At 70.7% G+C, this 17537-nt stretch carries 15 protein-coding genes; 3 read left to right on the forward strand and 12 right to left on the reverse strand.

From position 1 onward, the window contains the following. Nucleotides 1-145: 145 nt before the first annotated feature. The 7 genes from ACV530_RS00725 to rpsD form a co-directional block, all read right to left on the reverse strand. Nucleotides 146-979, reverse strand: coding sequence for a shikimate dehydrogenase (locus ACV530_RS00725; protein WP_494330191.1), 834 nt, complete (start codon nt 977-979; stop codon nt 146-148). Beyond that, nucleotides 976-2571 (reverse strand): endolytic transglycosylase MltG, encoded by a 1596-nt coding sequence (mltG, locus tag ACV530_RS00730; protein ID WP_494330192.1) that lies wholly within the window; start codon nt 2569-2571, stop codon nt 976-978. Before mltG ends, ACV530_RS00725 begins: the two co-directional genes overlap by 4 nt. 124 nt (nt 2572-2695) lie before the next feature. Then, the gene (gene ruvX, locus ACV530_RS00735) at nt 2696-3166 is read right to left on the reverse strand and encodes a Holliday junction resolvase RuvX (protein ID WP_494330526.1); all 471 of its coding nucleotides are present in this window, start codon (nt 3164-3166) and stop codon (nt 2696-2698) included. After that, the gene (alaS, locus tag ACV530_RS00740; RefSeq protein WP_494330193.1) at nt 3163-5829 is read right to left on the reverse strand and encodes an alanine--tRNA ligase; all 2667 of its coding nucleotides are present in this window, start codon (nt 5827-5829) and stop codon (nt 3163-3165) included. The genes ruvX and alaS overlap by 4 nt, the downstream gene beginning before the upstream one ends. Further along, nucleotides 5829-6155 (reverse strand): DUF6167 family protein, encoded by a 327-nt coding sequence (locus ACV530_RS00745; RefSeq protein WP_494330194.1) that lies wholly within the window; start codon nt 6153-6155, stop codon nt 5829-5831. The genes alaS and ACV530_RS00745 overlap by 1 nt, the downstream gene beginning before the upstream one ends. A 7-nt stretch (nt 6156-6162) precedes the next feature. Beyond that, nucleotides 6163-6594 carry a DUF948 domain-containing protein gene (locus tag ACV530_RS00750; protein WP_494330195.1) on the reverse strand — a complete coding sequence of 144 codons (432 nt, stop codon included), beginning with the start codon at nt 6592-6594 and terminating at the stop codon, nt 6163-6165. Between the two features lie 204 nt (nt 6595-6798). Next, a complete protein-coding gene (gene rpsD, locus ACV530_RS00755) occupies nt 6799-7413 on the reverse strand; it encodes a 30S ribosomal protein S4 (protein WP_494330196.1) in 615 nt (204 codons plus the stop codon). A 179-nt stretch (nt 7414-7592) separates the two neighbouring features. Between rpsD and ACV530_RS00760 the strand changes: the two genes are divergently transcribed. After that, nucleotides 7593-8306 carry a DUF2470 domain-containing protein gene (locus tag ACV530_RS00760; RefSeq protein WP_494330197.1) on the forward strand — a complete coding sequence of 238 codons (714 nt, stop codon included), beginning with the start codon at nt 7593-7595 and terminating at the stop codon, nt 8304-8306. Between the two features lie 5 nt (nt 8307-8311). Here ACV530_RS00760 and ACV530_RS00765 read toward each other — a convergent pair whose 3' ends face one another. The 4 genes from ACV530_RS00765 to ACV530_RS00780 all read right to left on the reverse strand — a co-directional run bounded on the left by ACV530_RS00765 (nt 8312) and on the right by ACV530_RS00780 (nt 12460). Continuing rightward, nucleotides 8312-9676: a replication-associated recombination protein A gene (locus tag ACV530_RS00765; RefSeq protein WP_494330198.1), complete on the reverse strand. Its 1365-nt coding sequence runs from the start codon at nt 9674-9676 to the stop codon at nt 8312-8314. A gap of 82 nt (nt 9677-9758) precedes the next feature. After that, on the reverse strand, nt 9759-10409 hold the full coding sequence (locus tag ACV530_RS00770; protein WP_494330199.1) for a vitamin K epoxide reductase family protein: 651 nt from the start codon (nt 10407-10409) through the stop codon (nt 9759-9761). 60 nt (nt 10410-10469) lie between these two features. After that, nucleotides 10470-11732 (reverse strand): histidine--tRNA ligase, encoded by a 1263-nt coding sequence (hisS, locus tag ACV530_RS00775; RefSeq protein WP_494330200.1) that lies wholly within the window; start codon nt 11730-11732, stop codon nt 10470-10472. Nucleotides 11733-11746: 14 nt separating this feature from the next. Continuing rightward, entirely contained in the window at nt 11747-12460 is a 714-nt protein-coding gene (locus tag ACV530_RS00780; protein WP_494330201.1) for an MBL fold metallo-hydrolase, read from the reverse strand. Nucleotides 12461-12629: 169 nt separating this feature from the next. Here ACV530_RS00780 and ACV530_RS00785 point away from each other — a divergent pair, with 169 nt between their 5' ends. Together ACV530_RS00785 and ACV530_RS00790 are read left to right on the forward strand one after the other, a co-directional pair. Continuing rightward, entirely contained in the window at nt 12630-13475 is an 846-nt protein-coding gene (locus ACV530_RS00785; RefSeq protein ID WP_494330527.1) for a peptidylprolyl isomerase, read from the forward strand. Nucleotides 13476-13722: 247 nt separating this feature from the next. After that, nucleotides 13723-14952: a DUF349 domain-containing protein gene (locus ACV530_RS00790; protein ID WP_494330202.1), complete on the forward strand. Its 1230-nt coding sequence runs from the start codon at nt 13723-13725 to the stop codon at nt 14950-14952. Between the two features lie 59 nt (nt 14953-15011). Here the strand turns inward: ACV530_RS00790 and ACV530_RS00795 are convergent, their stop codons facing one another. Beyond that, nucleotides 15012-17519 (reverse strand): RelA/SpoT family protein, encoded by a 2508-nt coding sequence (locus ACV530_RS00795; protein ID WP_494330203.1) that lies wholly within the window; start codon nt 17517-17519, stop codon nt 15012-15014. Nucleotides 17520-17537: the final 18 nt, after the last annotated feature.

Here is a 17537-nt window from a genome sequence, read left to right on the forward strand (position 1 = left end):
GGCCGGACGCGCGGCGCGGCCCGCCACCCCCGATCCTCCCACGACCCCGGGGGTTTCCCGGCGGCCGGTCCGGGTGGTGGACCTGTCGTCTCACGTCGTAAATCAGTACACGCGTGATCAGTCGCGCGTGATCAGTCGCGCGTGATCAGTGCGCGCGGGCCGCGAGGGCGGCCTCCCCCGCCGCGCGCATCGCGGCGAGCGGGCCGGGGACACGGCCCGTCATCTGCTCGGCCTGGAGCACCGCCTGGTGCACCAGCAGGTCGAGGCCGCCCAGCACCACGCCGCCGCGAGCCGCCCAGGCGGCGGCGAGCGGGGTCGGCCAGGGCTCGTACAGCACGTCGAAGAGCGTGCCCGGGCGGTCCGGTACGGCCGTCGCCAGCGCGTCCGCGGCCCCCGCCGGGGTGGTGGCGATGACGAGCGGCGCGTCGAGGGCCTCGGCGGCCCGCGCCCAGTCGGCGGTGCGCACGGCGACGCCGAGCCGCTCGCCCCAGTGGCGCATCTCGGCGGCGCGCTCGGCGCTGCGGACGTAGGTGGTGACCTCGCCGGTGCAGACCTGGGCGAGCGCGGCGAGCGCCGAGGAGGCGGTGGCCCCGGCACCGAGCACGGCCGCCGAGGCGACCGTCCCGACGCCGCGCTCGCGCAGCGCCGCGACCAGGCCCGGGATGTCGGTGTTGTCGCCGACGCGCCGCCCGTCGTCGGTGAGGACGACGGTGTTGACGGCCTCGACCGACGCCGCGGTGGCGCTGACCTCGTCCAGCAGCGGGATGACCGCACGCTTGAGCGGCATGGTCAGGGAGAGCCCCGCCCAGCTCGCGTCGAGCCCGTCGAGGAAGCCGGCCAGCCCTGCCTCGTCCACCTCGAAGCGGTCGTACGTCCAGTCCGCCAGGCCCAGTTCGGCGTAGGCGGCCCGGTGCAGGACCGGGGAGAGCGAGTGGACGATCGGCTTGCCCAGCACGGCCGCCCGGTGGCGCGTGGTCACTGGCCGCCCTTCTTGTTCTCCTGCTCGTACTTCTGGCGGTTCTTGTTGTGCTCCTCGTTCGTCACCGCGAAGAGCGTCTCGTTCTCGTTGATCGAGACGAAGTAGTACCAGGGGCCGGGCGTGGGTTCGAGCGCCGACTTGAGCGCGTCCGTGCCGGGGTTGCCGATCGGGCCGGGCGGCAGGCCCTTGACCTTGTAGGTGTTGTACGGGTCGTTGAACTTGCGCAGGTCGTTGACGGCGCCGGTGTTCAGGGTGCTCTGGTTCTTCGCGTAGTTGACCGTCGAGTCGAAGTCGAGCAGGCCGTACGTCTCCTTGTTGTCCGGCTTGAGCCGGTTGTAGATCACGCGGGAGATCTTGTCGAAGTCGTGCTTGTACCGGCCCTCGGCCTGGACCAGGCTGGCGACGGTGATCAGCTGGAGCGGGGACTTCAGGCCCAGCTCCTTGGCCTTGCCCTCCAGGTCCTGCTGGGCGTAGGTCTCCTTGGCCCGGGTGACCATCTGCCGCAGCAGGTCCTCCGGCTTGGTGCCCTTGCCCGCGCCGTACTGCGACGGGAAGAGGAAGCCCTCCAGGGGGTCCTTGATGTTCGGGTCGGTGTTCGCCCAGTCGGGCAGGCCGAGGTTCTTCGCCTGGTTCTTGGCGACGTCCTTGGTGGTGCCCTGCGCGAGGCCGAGCTTCTTGTCGATCGCGGCGTAGACCTCGGAGTTGCGGATGCCCTCGCGGAGGGTGAGGAAGTTGCCGGCGTTGGTCATCAGCGCGACCGCGGACGCGCCGGACATCTCCTTGTGCAGCGTGTACGTGCCGGGCTGGATGCTCTTGCCGTCCGCGGCCTCGGAGAAGGCACGGGCGCTCTTGACCACGCCGTTCTTCTGGAGGAGATCACCGATCTGGGTGAGGCCCGCGCCCTTCGGGACATCGACCTGCACCTGGCCGGAGCCCTCGCCCTCGTAGTCGGGAGCGGGGCCGTAGTGGGTCTGCCAGTAGTCGTAGGCGAGGTAGCCGCCACCGCCCACGGTGCCGAGCAGCACCACGGCGACCACGAGGCAGGCGGTGCCGCTGCGGCGCTTGTTCTTCTTGTTCTTGCCGCGCCGCTCGCGGGGGGCGTCCTCGGCAGGGGCGTTGTCCTCGGGGGCGGGAGCGGTCCTGGGCTCCTCGCTGCCGGACAGGCCGTCGAAGAAGGAGAGTTCGCCGGTGTCACCGGGTTCCGGCGCGGCCTGCCACTGCTGCTCCTGCGGCGGGTGGGGCACCTGCTGCTGTTGCTGGGGGTGCTGCGAGTGCTGCTGAAGGTGCTGGGGGTGCTGCTGCGGGTGCTGAGGCTGCTGCTGAGGCGGCGGGTATGCGCCCGGCTGCTGGCCGTAGTAGTCGGGCGAACCGCCCGCATACGGGTCGGCGCCCCCGGCGTACTGTCCGCCGGGCGCGCCGTACGGCTGGGGTCCCGCGCCTTGTGCGGGACCCCAGCCGTACTGCTGCTGACCGTAGTAAGGCTGCTGCGGCTGCTGCTGGGGGTACGGTTGCCCGTCGTATCCGTGCTCCCCGTAGTGCGGGTCGCCGGAATGCCACGGTTCGGAGCCGGAGCCCCGGCCATACTCAGTCATCTATCCCCTAGAGCCGCACAGCGGCAGCCGGTGGGCACCCCGAGGGGCGCGGGTCCGATCGTCAGGTCCTGTTCGGATGGCGTCGAACAGCTGCCATGTCGCGCGGAAGGCTACCGTATCGCGATTAGATGACCACTTCGACGGCTTCGCCCGGAGGACGCCCCGAGCCGCGTTCGGTCTCCAGAGCGTTCTGCAGAATGACCACTGCTGCCGCCTGATCGACGACCGAACGGCCCTTCTTGGAGCTGACGCCGGAGGCCCGCAGGCCCTGGGCCGCTGTGACGGTTGTCATCCGCTCGTCCACCAGCCGGACCGGCACGGGGGCGACGCGCCGGGCCATCTCCTTGGCGAAGGTCCGCGCCTTGGTGGCCGCCGGGCCCTCCCGCCCGCTGAGCGAACGGGGCAGGCCGACGACGACCTCGATCGGCTCGTACTCCCCGACGATCGCCGCCAGTCGCTTGTGCGCCGCGGGGATGTCCCGGCCGGGCACGGTCTCGACCGGGGTGGCGAGGACCCCGTCGGGGTCGCACGAGGCGACCCCGATCCGGGCGTCCCCGACGTCGACGGCGATGCGCCTGCCTCGTCGCACGGTCAGACCGCTTCCACGACGAGGCGTTCGACGGCGGCGATGGCGTCGCCGACGGCGTCCGGGTTCTGGCCGCCGCCCTGGGCGACGTCCGGCTTGCCGCCGCCTCCGCCGCCGAGGGTCTTGGCGGCCGTACGGACCAGGTCACCGGCCTTGAGCCCGCGCTCGCGCGCGGCCTCGTTGGTGGCGATGACGGTCAGCGGCCGGCCGCCCACGACGCTGAACAGCGCGACCACGGCCGGGCGGGCGGCCAGGCGGCCCCGCACGTCGAGGACGAGCTTGCGCAGGTCGTCCGCGGTGGTGCCGTCCGGCACCTGACCGATGGCCAGGGCCACGCCCTTGATGTCCTGGGCGTTCTCGGCGAGACCGGCGGCCGCCTGGAGCACCTTCTCGGCGCGGAACTTCTCGATCTCCTTCTCGGCGTCCTTGAGCTTGGCGAGCACGCCGGCGATCTTCTCCGGCAGCTCCTCCGGACGGCCCTTGACCAGCTCGGTGAGCTGGGCGACGACCGTGTGCTCCCTGGCCAGGAAGTTGTAGGCGTCGGCACCGACGAGGGCCTCGACACGGCGCACGCCGGAGCCGATCGAGGACTCGCCGAGCAGCTTCACCAGACCCAGCTGGGCGGTGTTGGCGACGTGCGTACCGCCGCACAGCTCCTTGGAGAAGTCGCCGATGGTCACGACGCGCACCCGCTCGCCGTACTTCTCGCCGAACTCGGCGATGGCACCGGCCTTCTTGGCCTCGTCCAGGCTCATGACCTCGGCGGTGACGTCGAGCTCGCGCGAGAGGACCTCATTGATCCGCTGCTCGACGTCGGTGAGCACCGAGCCGGGCACGGCGGCCGGCGAGCCGAAGTCGAAGCGGAAGCGGCCCGGCGAGTTCTCCGAACCGGCCTGGGCGGCCGTCGGGCCCAGGGCGTCGCGCAGCGCCTGGTGGGTGAGGTGGGTGGCGCTGTGGGCACGGGCGATGGCCCGGCGGCGCCTGACGTCGATGACGGCGTAGGCCGGGGCGCCCACGGTCACTTCACCGACCTGGACGACGCCCTTGTGGACGTTGACGCCCGGCACCGGCTTCTGCACGTCGCGGATCTCGACCACGGCGCCGTTGTCGAACCGGATGCGCCCCTGGTCGGCGAGCTGGCCGCCGCCCTCGGCGTAGAACGGCGTACGGTCCAGGACGATCTCGACCTCATCGCCCTCGGAGGCGGCGGGCGAGGGCACGCCGTCGACGAGCAGGCCGACGACGGTGGCCTCGTTCTCGGTGTGGGTGTAGCCGGTGAACTCGGTGGCACCGGCCGAGTCGGCCACCTCGCGGTAGGCGGACAGGTCGGCGTGGCCGGTCTTCTTGGACTTGGCGTCGGCCTTGGCCCGCTCCCGCTGCTCCTTCATCAGGCGGCGGAAGCCGTCCTCGTCCACGGACAGCCCCTGCTCGGCGGCCATCTCGAGGGTGAGGTCGATCGGGAAGCCCCAGGTGTCGTGGAGCAGGAACGCCTTCTCGCCGGCGAGGACGGAGCCACCGGAGGCCTTGGTCTCGGTGACGGCCGTGTCGAGGATGTTGGTGCCGGCCTTCAGGGTCTTGAGGAAGGCGGCCTCCTCGGCGAGCGCGACGGTCTCGACGCGCTTGCGGTCCGTCTCCAGCTCCGAGTACTGCTGGCCCATCTTCTTGATGACGACGTCGAGCAGCTCGCCGACGACCGGGCCGGTGGCGCCCAGCATGCGCATGTTGCGGATGGCGCGGCGCATGATGCGGCGCAGGACGTAGCCACGGCCCTCGTTGCCGGGGGTGACGCCGTCGCCGATGAGCATGACGGAGGTGCGCATGTGGTCGGCGACCACGCGCAGGGAGACGTCGCTGGCGTGGGCGGCGCCGTAGCGGACGCCGGTGAGCTCGGTGGCCTTGTCGATGACGACGCGCAGGGTGTCGGTCTCGTACATGTTCCGCACGCCCTGCAGGATCATCGCCAGGCGCTCGAGGCCGAGACCGGTGTCGATGTTCTTGGCGGGCAGGTCGCCGAGGATCGGGAAGTCCTCCTTGCCCTCGCCGGCGCCGCGCTCGTACTGCATGAAGACCAGGTTCCAGATCTCCACGTACCGCTCGTCGTTGACGGCCGGGCCGCCCTCGGCGCCGAACTCGGGGCCGCGGTCGTAGTTGATCTCGGAGCACGGGCCGCAGGGGCCGGGGACGCCCATGGACCAGAAGTTGTCCTTCTTGCCCAGCCGCTGGATGCGCTCGGCGGGGACGCCGACGACGTCGCGCCAGATCTGCTCGGCCTCGTCGTCGTCCTGGTAGACGGTGATCCAGAGCTTCTCGGGCTCCAGGCCGTAGCCGCCGTCCGCCACGGGAGCCGTCAGCAGCTCCCAGGCGTACTTGATGGCGCCTTCCTTGAAGTAGTCGCCGAACGAGAAGTTGCCGCACATCTGGAAGAACGTGCCGTGGCGGGTGGTCTTGCCGACCTCTTCGATGTCGGGCGTGCGGATGCACTTCTGCACGCTGGTGGCGCGCGTGAAGGACGGCTTGACCTCGCCGAGGAAGTACGGCTTGAAGGGCACCATGCCGGCGTTGACCAGCAGCAGGGTCGGGTCGTCCGCGATGACCGACGCCGAGGGAACGACGGTGTGTCCGCGCTCCTCGAAGAAGCGCAGCCAGCGGCGGCGGATTTCAGCCGACTCCATCAGTGGTCCTCTTTCCGGGTGAGCGAGTGGTAGGGGTGCTGTTGTTCGAGTGCGATCAGCCGACGCTGCTCGGGGAGCTCCCGGCGCCCGTCCTCCTGCACGGGACCGAGGCCGAGCGCGTCCTTGAGCGCCGCCTCCCGGTGCGCCATGCCGTCGCGGACGTCGAGCGCGAAGAGCTTGACGCGGCGGCCCGCGAGCACCGCCCGGTCCGCCGCCTGGAGGGCCAGGCTCTCCGGAGCGAGCTTGGCCAGCTTGCGGTTGACCTTGGTGGTGGCCCAGACACCGGCTGCCACACCGGAGGTGAACCAAAAAGCGCGGCGGAACATTTCTGGGTCAGCCCTTCCCACGGGTCCGGCGGCTGCCGCGCCGGGCGGACGGCAGTCTCTTGCCGACGATGACGGTACGGCTCTCGGCGGGCTCCGACCTGCGGCCGATCGCGCGCCGCACGCCGTAGCCGAACGCCGCGACCTTGACCAGCGGCCCGCCGAAGGCGGACGAGACGGTCGAGGAGAGCGCCGAGGCGTTGGCCGTCACCTCCTGCACGTCCGAGGCGATCGAGTCGACGCGGGCGAGCTGGGTGTTGGCCGAGCGGACGGTCGCGGAGGCGTCGGCGAGGAGCGGTACGGCCTGCTCGGTGACGTCGGCGACCAGCTTGGTGGCCGCCTTCAGCGTCTGCGCGAGCCGGACCAGCACCAGGGCGATGAAGGACACCAGGATCGCCCAGAAGACGGCCACGAGGATCCCGGCCACCTCTCCACCGGACACGTTGCACCGCTCCCTGCTGATCGTCGCTGGTCGTACGGACGTCGGATACCGACCTTATCGCGCCTGACGTGGGCGCCTGTACCGCGTTTCGCGCGTCCTCCGGGTGTCCGGCTCCGGGTGTCCGGGAACGCACAAGCCCGCCGGCTTCCCGGCCACGGGGGCCGGGGAGACGACGGGCTGGGCAAAGAGCGTTACGGCTCCGGCTTAGCGGGCGTAGTACTCGACGACGAGCTGCTCGTCGCAGATCACCGGGATTTCCTTGCGGTTCGGGTCCCGGTCCAGGCGGAAGGCCAGCGCGGCCAGGTTGACCTGGAGGTAGCGCGGGGTCTCGCCATCGGCGGCGAAGCCACCGGCGCGGGCGACCTCGAAGAGGGCCTTGCTGCGGCTGCGCTCGCGGACCATCACGACGTCGTCGGGACGGACACGGAAGGACGGCTTGTCGACCTTGCCGCCGTTGACCTCGATGTGGCCGTGGACGACCATCTGGCGGGCCTGGTAGATGGTGCGGGCGATGCCCGAACGCAGGACCAGGGCGTCGAGGCGGCGCTCGAGCTCGACCACCAGGGCCTCACCCGTCTTGCCCTCGGCCTTCTTGGCGCGGTCGTAGGCGCGGGCCATCTGGCGCTCGCTGATGTCGTACTGGGCGCGCAGACGCTGCTTCTCGAGCAGACGGACCTTGTAGTCCGAGTTCTGCTTGCGGCCGCGGCCGTGCTCGCCCGGCGGGTAGGGACGGGCCTCGAAGTACTTGACGGCCTTCGGCGTCAGGGCAATGCCGAGCGCACGAGACTTCTTGACCTTGGGACGCGACTGGTTAGGCACGTTCTCCAGACCTCCGAAATAGGTTAGGTTAGGCTCACCTTACTCAAGGAGATCGCATGTCTCGCTCTGGGAACACCACGCACGTCACAGACAGCGTCGACGCAGCACAAGGCGTCGATTCGACGGAGGTCCGATCAGATCGTGGTCAGCCGCGTCCCAGCGGGCTTGATATCGCGCGGATGCCGTCAGCAGCCGAACGCACACGAACTCTCGTACAGAGTACATGCTCCGCGGTGCTGCTGATCCCCGGCCTGGGCCGCCCCGGGCAGCAGCTGGTCCCCGAGGCCCGCAGCGTGGGGCCGGACGGCGATGTGTTCCTGGCGTTCCCCGCGGACTCCCCCGCCGTCCGCGCGGCCACGCACGCGCAGGACGACGAGGTGCCCGCCGTCCTGGAGCTCGCCGATGTCGCGCCGGTCTCCGTGCCCGGCCGCGTCCGGGGCCGGGCCTGGCTCTCCGGCTGGCTGACCTGCGTACCCGGCGCGGCCGAGCCCGGCCGCATGATGCTGCGCCTCGAGCTCGGCGAGGCGAGCGTGGACGACCTGTGGGGAGCGGAGCACGTCGAGCCCGCCGACTTCGCGCACGCGGACCCCGACCCTTTCGCGGAGTACGAGACGGAACTGCTCCAGCACCTGCACTCCGGCCACGACGACCAGATGCGCACCCTGTGGGGACTGCTGGGCGGCCATGGGAACGGCGTACGGGACGCGGCCGACCGGGCGGTGCCGCTGGCGCTGGACCGCTACGGACTGCGGGTGCGCTTCACCCGGGGACAGGGCGGCGGCTCGCCGGCGGACCGGTCCTTCGACGCGCGCTTCGAGTTCCCGGAGCCGGTGCGGGACCTCGCGCAGCTGCGCAGGGCGATGCACCGGCTGTTCGACGCCGCTGCGGATTAGGCGGATCAGTCCGCCGACGGCTGCTCACCGCGCAGGCGGGCCCGCACCCGCTCCGCCACGTCCGCGTACCGCGCCTCCGCGCCGTAGCGCGTCGGCTCGTAGTACCGCTTGCCGTGGACCGCGTCCGGCGCGTACTGCTGGGCGGCGATACCGCCGGGGAGGTCATGGGGGTAGAGGTAGCCCTGGCCGTGCCCCAGCTTCTCCGCGCCCTTGTAATGCCCGTCGCGCAGGTGCGGCGGCACGGGGCCGGCCAGCCCCGCCCGTACGTCCGCGAGGGCGGCGTCGATCGCCAGGTAGGCGGCGTTGGACTTGGGGGCGAGGGCGAGGGCCACGACCACCTGGCCCAGCGCGATCCGGGCCTCCGGGAAGCCGATCAGGGCGACGGCCTGGGCCCCGGCGACCGCCGTCTGCAGAGCCGTCGGGTCGGCCATGCCGATGTCCTCGCTCGCCGAGATCATCAGGCGCCGCGCGATGAACCGCGGGTCCTCCCCCGCCTCGATCATGCGGGCGAGATAGTGCAACGCGGCGTCCACGTCCGACCCTCGGATCGACTTGATGAGCGCGCTCGCCACGTCGTAATGCTGGTCGCCGTCACGGTCGTAGCGCACGGCCGCGCGGTCGACGGCGGCCTCGAGGGTCTCCAGGGTGATCTCGGGCTCGCCCTTGGCGATCGCCGACCCGGCCCCCGCCTCCAGGGCGGTCAGGGCACGCCGGGCGTCACCGCCGGCGATGCGCAGCAGGTGGGCCTCCGCGTCCGCCGCCAGGATCACCGCGCCGCCGAGCCCGCGCTCGTCGGTGAGCGCGCGCCGCAGCAGGCCGCGCAGGTCGTCGTCGGTCAGCGCCTGGAGGGTCAGCAGGAGGGAGCGGGACATCAGCGGGGAGATGACCGAGAAATAGGGGTTCTCGGTGGTGGCCGCGATGAGGGTGACCCAGCGGTTCTCGACGGCGGGCAGCAGGGAGTCCTGCTGGGCCTTGCTGAAGCGGTGGATCTCGTCGAGGAAGAGCACGGTCTCCTTGCCGTACGCCCCCGTCGAACGACGGGCGCCGTCGATGACGGCCCGCACCTCCTTCACCCCGGCGGTGATGGCGGACAGCTCGACGAAGCGCTTCTTGGTGGCCTGGCTGACGACGTACGCCAGCGTCGTCTTCCCGATGCCGGGCGGGCCCCACAGGATCACCGAGGACGGGCCCGCGGGGCCGCCGCTCCCCTCCCCCACCAGACGGCGCAGCGGAGAGCCCTGCTTCAGCAGATGCCCCTGGCCCACGACCTCGTCGAGGGTGCGCGGGCGCATACGGACGGCCAGCGGACTGCCTGCCGGATCCTTCTCCTGGCGGTCCTCTGCTGCGGCGGTGAACAGGTCGGGCTCCACGGAGGAAACCCTATGTCACCCCTATGACAATGCCGCCGGGCCATGGAGCCCGGCGGCATGGATCAAGCCGCGACGACGGAGGTCAGGCGGTCCCTCCGGTCCAGAAGGACCACCACCTGGTGAGGATCAGCATGCCGATCACGCCGACCCACAGCACGGGCACCACCCAGTGGAACTCGAGCACGACGGAGCGCAGCCCGTCCGGCACGCGGATGAACCGGTGGCGGATGTTCTGCACCGTCACGTACCAGAACATGAGGATCGTGGCGACCCAGGCCAGGCAGCACCACAGGCACAGCGAGCCGATGACGTACAGCGACTGGTACTGGAGCCAGGTGACGAAGCCGACGCCGAAGAGGCAGCCGGCCTCCATGCCGAGCCAGTACCAGCGCGGGAAGCGGGAGCCGCCGAGCAGCGCCAGCCCGATCGCGATGATCACGCTGTAGGTGGCCAGGCCCAGCATCGGGTTGGGGAACCCGAAGGCGTGGGCCTGCTCGCTCTTCATGATGTTGCCGCAGGAGACGATGGGGTTCAGGCTGCAGCCCGGCACGAAGCTCGGGTTCTCGAGCAGCTTGAACTTGTCGAGCGTGATGACCCAGGAGGCCAGCACCCCCGCCGCACCGGTGATCACCAGCAGCAGGGCGAACGCCCTGCTGCCGCCCACGGCACCCGTGACTGGCCCGTCACGCTCCGCGCCGTCGGTATCGGAACGGTCAACTGCCGAAGTGGTCATAGTGCCGTGGATCCCATCAGTCGGTCCGGTGCCGCCCATTCTGCACCAACGCCCTGGTGATCAGCCCTGCTTGGCGAGCACTTCACTCACCACGGCGTCGAGTGCCACAGGTGTCTGCTCGCCGCTCTCCAGGTCCTTGAGCTGCACCACTCCGTCGGCCAGGTCGCGTTCGCCCGCGACGATCGCGAAGCGGGCACCCGAGCGGTTGGCCGATTTCATGGCGTTCTTCACGCTCTTGCCGCCGAACGCGAAGTCCGTCGCGACGCCCGCCCGGCGCAGCTGCGTCACCAGGCCGAACAGCACCCGGCGCGCCTCGTCGCCCATCGGCACCGCGAAGACCTGGGTCGGCGCGGGGAGTTCGAGCTCGATGCCCTCGGCCTTCAGCGCCAGCACCGTACGGTCCACGCCCAGCGCCCAGCCGACGGACGGCAGGACCGGGCCGCCGATCATCTCGGACAGGCCGTCGTAACGGCCGCCGCCGCCGACCGCGGACTGCGAGCCCAGGCCGTCGTGGACGAACTCGAAGGTGGTCCGCGTGTAGTAGTCCAGGCCGCGCACGAGCTTCTCGTCGTCCTGGAACTCGACGCCGGCCGCCGTCAGCAGCTCGCGCACCTGCTCGTGGTACTCCTTGCACGCCTCGCAGAGGTGGTCACGGAGCATCGGGGCGCCGACGAGCTGCTTCTGGACCGCCTCGCGCTTGTCGTCGAGCACGCGCAGCGGGTTGATCTCGATCCGGCGGCGGGTGTCCTCGTCGAGGTCGAGCCCGCGCAGGAAGTCCTGCAGGGCGGCCCGGTAGGCGGGGCGGCACTCCTTGTCGCCCAGCGAGTTGAGGAGCAGACGGAAGTTCTTCAGGCCCAGCGACTTGTAGGCGTCGACGGCCAGGATGATCAACTCGGCGTCCAGCACCGGGTCCTCGGCGCCGATGGCCTCGGCACCGACCTGGGAGAAGTGACGGTACCGGCCGGCCTGCGGGCGCTCGTAGCGGTAGTACGAGCCGGAGTACCAGAGCTTGACCGGCAGGTTGCCGGCCTTGTGGAGGTTGGCCTCGAGCGCGGCGCGCAGCACGGAGGCGGTGCCCTCGGGGCGCAGCGCGAGCTCGTCGCCGCCGCGCGTGGTGAGGGTGTACATCTCCTTGGTCACGATGTCGGTGGACTCGCCGACGCCGCGGGAGAACAGCTCGACCTGCTCGAAACCGGGCGTCTCGACATAGCCGTACCCGGCGCGCCGCAGGGGCGCGGCGATGGCCTCGCGCACCGCGAGGACGGTCGCGGAGTCCGGCGGGATCAGGTCGTACGTGCCCTTGGGGGCCTTGAAGGTGCTCACTGGGAGTTCTCTCGTCACATTCCTCGTCGCGGGGCGGCGGTGCCGCCCCCGGAGCCGCGCTGGGCCACTTCCCGCAGGTAGGGGTTGGTGGCGCGTTCGCGGCCGATGCTGGTCTGGGGGCCGTGGCCGGACAGCACCACGGTGGAGTCGTCGAGCGGCAGGCACACACGGGCCAGCGACTCGAGTATCTCGGCGTGGTCACCGCCGGGCAGATCGGTGCGTCCGATGGAGCCGGCGAACAACAGGTCGCCCGAGAAGAAGACCGACGGGATGTCGGGGTTCTCGGGCATCCGGAAGGTCACCGACCCCTTGGTATGGCCGGGCGCATGCGCGACGGTGAACTCCATCCCGGCGAGCGCCAGCGTGCTGCCGTCCGTGAGCTCCTTGACGTCGTCGGGCTCCCCGATCGTGAGATCGCCCAGCAGCTGCGCGCCGATGGAGCGGCCGAGGGCCTTCTCCGGGTCGCTCATCATGTAGCGGTCGGCGGGGTGGATCCAGGCGGGGACGTCATGGGCGCCGCACACCGGGACGACCGAGGCGACATGGTCGAGGTGGCCGTGGGTGAGGACGACGGCGACGGGCTTGAGCCGATGCTTCCTGAGTGTTTCCTCGACGCCCTGGGCGGCCTGGTGGCCCGGGTCGATGATCACGCACTCCTCGCCCGCGGCGGGGGCGACCAGATAGCAATTGGTGCCCCAGGCCCCGGCGGGGAACCCTGCAATGAGCACGTTCGTCCTTAATGATCGGTCCGGTATCGGCGGGCCGGGTCCGTCATGGCGGCCCCGGCCGGAATCAGAGCCTACCGGCGGCGGTCCCGCCGCCGCGAACCCGTATACGGTACGGGCACACGCGCAACACGGGCCCGTGACGAACGAGACGGTACGAGGAGACGACCCGGTGGTCAGTAACGAGCAGCGGCGGCGCCAGCTCGCCCGCGAGAAGTTCGAGCGGCAGCAGCAGCGCCGGGAGGCCGCGCAGCGCAAGGCCCGCCGCCGCAACGCGGTGATCGCCGCCGCTCTCGCCGTGGTGCTCGCGGGCGGCGCGACGGCCTATGCCACCGGAGCGCTGGGCGGGGACGGCAAGGACACGAAGGACAGCGCCGACGCGGCGGGCGACACCCCGACCAAGGCGCCGGACCCCTGCAAGAAGCCCGCGCCGGGCTCACCCTCCACGAAGACGTGGAAGTCCGAGCCGTCGATGGACATCGACACCTCGGCCTCGTACGCGATGAACCTGCAGACCACCTGCGGCACCATCGACCTCAAGCTCGACCCGAAGGCCGCACCGCACACGGTCAACTCCTTCAACTTCCTTGCGGCACAGGGCTTCCTGGACCACAGCAAGTGCCACCGGCTCACCTCCGGCGGCCTGAGCGTCCTGCAGTGCGGCGACCCCACGGGCAGCGGCAAGGGCGGTCCCGGGTACTCGCTCCCGGACGAGAACCTCAACGACGCACGGCTCAAGGACACGGGCGAGAAGACCCCCGACGGGCAGCCTCTGAAGACGTATCCGAAGGGCACCGTCGCGATGGCCAACGCCGGTAAGAACACCGGGGGAAGCCAGTTCTTCCTCGTCTACGAGGACAGCACGCTGCCGGCGTCGTACACGCCCTTCGGCACCATCGGCGCCGAGGGCATCAAGACGTTGAAGAAGATCGCCGGCGCGGGTGTGCAGGGGGACACCGGTGACGGTGCGCCCAACGCGACCGCAGTGATCGACAAGGCGACCGTCGCCAAGTCGTAGGCCCGGCGCCCGGATCCCCGCGCGGCGAAATTTCGGTCGCGCGGGATACGGACAGCCGGGCCACCGGTCGCCTATGTTGGCGTTGTGCAGGGTGCCTGCTCCGACGGCTGATGGCACCCGGTCAGCACTCGATTCAGTACTCAATTGATCAAGCCGCCGGACCGGCCAGGGCGCGGCCCTGCCGGGACAACTGTGGACGATGCGCGCGGGCCGTGAACCGGCCCCGGCATCATGTGGAGGAGGCGCTGTGAGCAGCGACCCATGGGGCCGCGTCGACGAGACGGGGACCGTGTACGTGCGTACCGCCGACGGCGAGAAGGTCGTCGGCTCGTGGCAGGCGGGAACTCCCGAGGAAGCTCTCGCTTACTTCGAGCGCAAGTATGAGGGCCTGGTCGTCGAGATCGGCCTCCTCGAGCGCCGGATCAGGACGACCGACCTGTCCGCCAAGGACGCGACGACCGCGATCGATCACCTGCGCGTCCAGGTCGACGAGCATCACGCGGTCGGCGACCTGGACGCGCTGCGGCAGCGGCTGGACAAGCTCGTCGCCGTGGTCGATTCGCGCCGCGAGGAGCGCAAGGCCGCGAAGGCGAAGCAGGCCGAGGAGGCCCGTACGGCCAAGGAGTCCCTGGTCGCCGAGGCCGAGGAACTGGCCGCCAGCGAGCAGTGGCGGTCGGCCGGTGAGCGGCTGCGCGCTCTGGTCGACACCTGGAAGGGCCTGCCCCGGCTGGACCGCAAGGCCGACGACGAGCTGTGGCACCGCTTCTCGCATGCCCGCTCGGCGTTCTCCAAGCGGCGCAAGGCGCACTTCGCCTCGCTCGACGCGCAGCGCGAGGACGCCCGCAAGGTCAAGGAGAAGCTGGTCGCCGAGGCCGAGGCGCTGTCCGGTTCGACGGACTGGGGCGCGACGGCGGCCCGTTACCGCGATCTGATGACCGAGTGGAAGGCCGCCGGGCGCGCCCAGCGCGAGGCGGAGGACGAGCTGTGGACCCGCTTCCGCGGTGCCCAGGACGTCTTCTTCCAGGCGCGCAGCGAGGTGTTCGCCGAGCGCGACGCCGAGCAGCAGGGCAACCTCACGCTCAAGGAGGAGCTGGTCGTCGAGGCCGAGAAGCTGCTCCCGGTCACCGATCTGAAGGCGGCGCGGGCGGCGTTCCGGTCGATCAACGAGCGCTGGGAGGCCATCGGTCATGTGCCGAGGGACGCCCGGCCGAAGATCGAGAGCCGGATGCACTCGGTCGAGCGCGCCATCCAGGAGGCCGAGGAGTCCGAGTGGCGGCGGACGAACCCGGAGGCCCGTGCCCGTGCGGCCGGTCTGACCGGGCAGCTCCAGGCCGCGGTCGACAAGCTCCAGGAGCAGGCAGACAAGGCGCGTGCCGCGGGCAACACCGCCAAGGCCGAGAAGCTCACCAAGGAGCTGGAGGGCCGCAAGGCGCTGCTGGACCAGGCGCTGAAGGGCCTCGAGGAGTTCGGCGGCTGACACATAGCGTATGAGTAAGGGGCGTCGGCCATGGCCGACGCCCCTTACTCATACGCCCGTTACGGTCTGCGGGCCGAGGTGACGCGGTAGACGTCGTACACGCCCTCCACGCCGCGCACCGCCTTGAGGACATGGCCCAGGTGCTTGGGGTCCCCCATCTCGAAGGTGAAGCGCGAGGTGGCGACCCGGTCGCGGGAGGTCTGCACCGCGGCGGACAGGATGTTGACGTGCTGGTCCGACAGCACGCGGGTGACGTCCGAGAGCAGCCGGGAACGGTCCAGGGCCTCGACCTGGATGGCGACCAGGAAGACGGACGACTGGGTGGGCGCCCACTCGACGTCGATGATCCGCTCGGGCTGCTGCGAGAGCGAGTCCACGTTGACGCAGTCGGCCCGGTGCACGGAGATGCCGTTGCCGCGGGTGACGAAGCCGATGATGGGGTCGCCGGGGACGGGCGTACAGCAGCGGGCCAGCTTGACCCAGACGTCGTCCACGCCCTTGACGACCACGCCGGGGTCGGCGCTCGAACGCCGCTTGGAGCGGGTCCGGATCGGGGCGGTCTCCTCGATGTCCTCGGTCGCCGCGTCCTCGCCGCCGAGGGCCTGCACCAGCTTCTGCACCACGCCCTGGGCCGCGACATGGCCCTCGCCGATGGCCGCGTAGAGCGAGGAGATGTCGGGGTAGCGCATCTCGTGTGCGAGGGTGACGAGCGAATCGCCCGTCAGAATCCGCTGGATCGGCAGGTTCTGCTTGCGCATCGCCCGGGCGATGGCGTCCTTGCCCTGCTCGATGGCCTCGTCGCGGCGCTCCTTGGAGAACCAGGCACGGATCTTGTTGCGCGCACGGGGCGACTTGACGAAGCCCAGCCAGTCCCGGGAAGGTGCGGCGCCGGGTGCCTTGGAGGTGAAGACCTCGACCAAGTCGCCGTTGTCCAGGGTCGATTCGAGCGGCACGAGCCGTCCGTTGACCCGGGCGCCTATGGTGCGGTGGCCGACCTCGGTGTGCACCGCGTAGGCGAAGTCGACCGGGGTGGCGCCGGCCGGGAGCGCTATGACATCGCCCTTGGGCGTGAAGACGAAGACCTCGTTGCGCGAGAGGTCGAAGCGCAGCGACTCCAGGAACTCGCCCGGGTCCTCCGTCTCCTTCTGCCAGTCGAGCAACTGCCGCAGCCAGGCCATGTCGTTGACGGTGTCCTGGTTCTTGCCGGCGTTCTTCGGCACGTCCGTACGGATCTTGGAGGCACCGGCCACGGCCTCCTGCTTGTACTTCCAGTGCGCGGCGATGCCGTACTCGGCGCGGCGGTGCATGTCGAAGGTGCGGATCTGCAGCTCGACAGGCTTGCCGCTGGGCCCTATGACCGTCGTGTGCAGCGACTGGTACATGTTGAACTTGGGCATCGCGATGTAGTCCTTGAACCGCCCCGGCACCGGGTTCCACCGGGCGTGGACGGTGCCGAGCGCCGCATAGCAGTCGCGGACGGTGTCGACGAGGACGCGGATGCCCACCAGGTCGTAGATCTCGGCGAAGTCGCGGCCCCGCACGATCATCTTCTGGTAGACGCTGTAGTAGTGCTTCGGCCGGCCGGTGACCGTGGCCTTGATCCGGGCGGCGCGCAGATCGGCCTGGACCTCGTCGGTGACGATGGCCAGGTACTCGTCGCGCTTGGGGGCACGCTCGGCGACGAGACGCACGATCTCGTCGTACATCTTGGGGTAGAGGATCGCGAAGGCGAGGTCCTCCAGCTCCCACTTGATGGTGTTCATGCCCAGCCGGTGCGCCAGCGGGGCGTAGATCTCGAGGGTCTCGCGGGCCTTCTTCTCCTGCTTCTCCCGCTTGAGGTAGCGCATGGTGCGCATGTTGTGCAGCCGGTCGGCGAGCTTGATGACCAGGACCCGGGGGTCCTTGGCCATGGCGACGACCATCTTGCGCACGGTCTCGGCCTGCGCGGCCTCGCCGAACTTGACCTTGTCGAGCTTGGTGACGCCGTCCACCAGGAGCGCGACCTGGTCGCCGAAGTCACGGCGCAGGTCGTCGAGGCCGTACTCGGTGTCCTCGACGGTGTCGTGCAGCAGCCCGGCCATCAGCGTCGCCGGGTCCATGCCGAGCTCGGCGAGGATCGTGGTGACGGCGAGGGGATGCGTGATGTACGGGTCGCCGCTCTTGCGCCGCTGCCCCCGGTGCCAGCGCTCGGCGACCTGGTAGGCCCGCTCGATCTGGCGCAGAGTCGTGGCGTCGGCCTTCGGGTCGTTGCCCCGGACGATGCGCAGCAGCGGCTCGAGCACCGGGTTGTACGGGCTCTGGCGCTGCACGCCCAGCCGGGCCAGGCGGGCCCGTACCCGGCTGGAGGAACCGGAGCGGGACGAGGTGCCCGACGGTGCGGGCCGGGCCGGGGCGTTCGAGGCGGGCGGCTGGGGAACGGGCCGGTCCTGCGGTGCGGCCGCGGGGGCCGCTCCGGCGGCGTGCGTGCCCTGCGGCTCGCCCCGTCCGGGCGTGCCTGCGGCCGCCGCGGCTTCCGACGTGGGCTTTTCCGGCTGTGCGGCGGTGAGCGGCTGGGCCTTGTCTGGCAAGAGCACTCCTCATGCGGC

Source organism: Streptomyces sp. SX-6 (genome assembly GCF_059089585.1).

Coding starts and splice junctions, on each gene's coding strand:
- ACV530_RS00745 (WP_494330194.1), bottom strand. CDS start 6,155: ATGTTCCGCCGCGCTTTTTGGTTCACCTCCGGTGTGGCAGCCGGTGTC.
- ACV530_RS00760 (WP_494330197.1), top strand. CDS start 7,593: ATGCCGTCAGCAGCCGAACGCACACGAACTCTCGTACAGAGTACATGC.
- ACV530_RS00770 (WP_494330199.1), bottom strand. CDS start 10,409: ATGACCACTTCGGCAGTTGACCGTTCCGATACCGACGGCGCGGAGCGT.
- mltG (WP_494330192.1), bottom strand. CDS start 2,571: ATGACTGAGTATGGCCGGGGCTCCGGCTCCGAACCGTGGCATTCCGGC.
- alaS (WP_494330193.1), bottom strand. CDS start 5,829: ATGGAGTCGGCTGAAATCCGCCGCCGCTGGCTGCGCTTCTTCGAGGAG.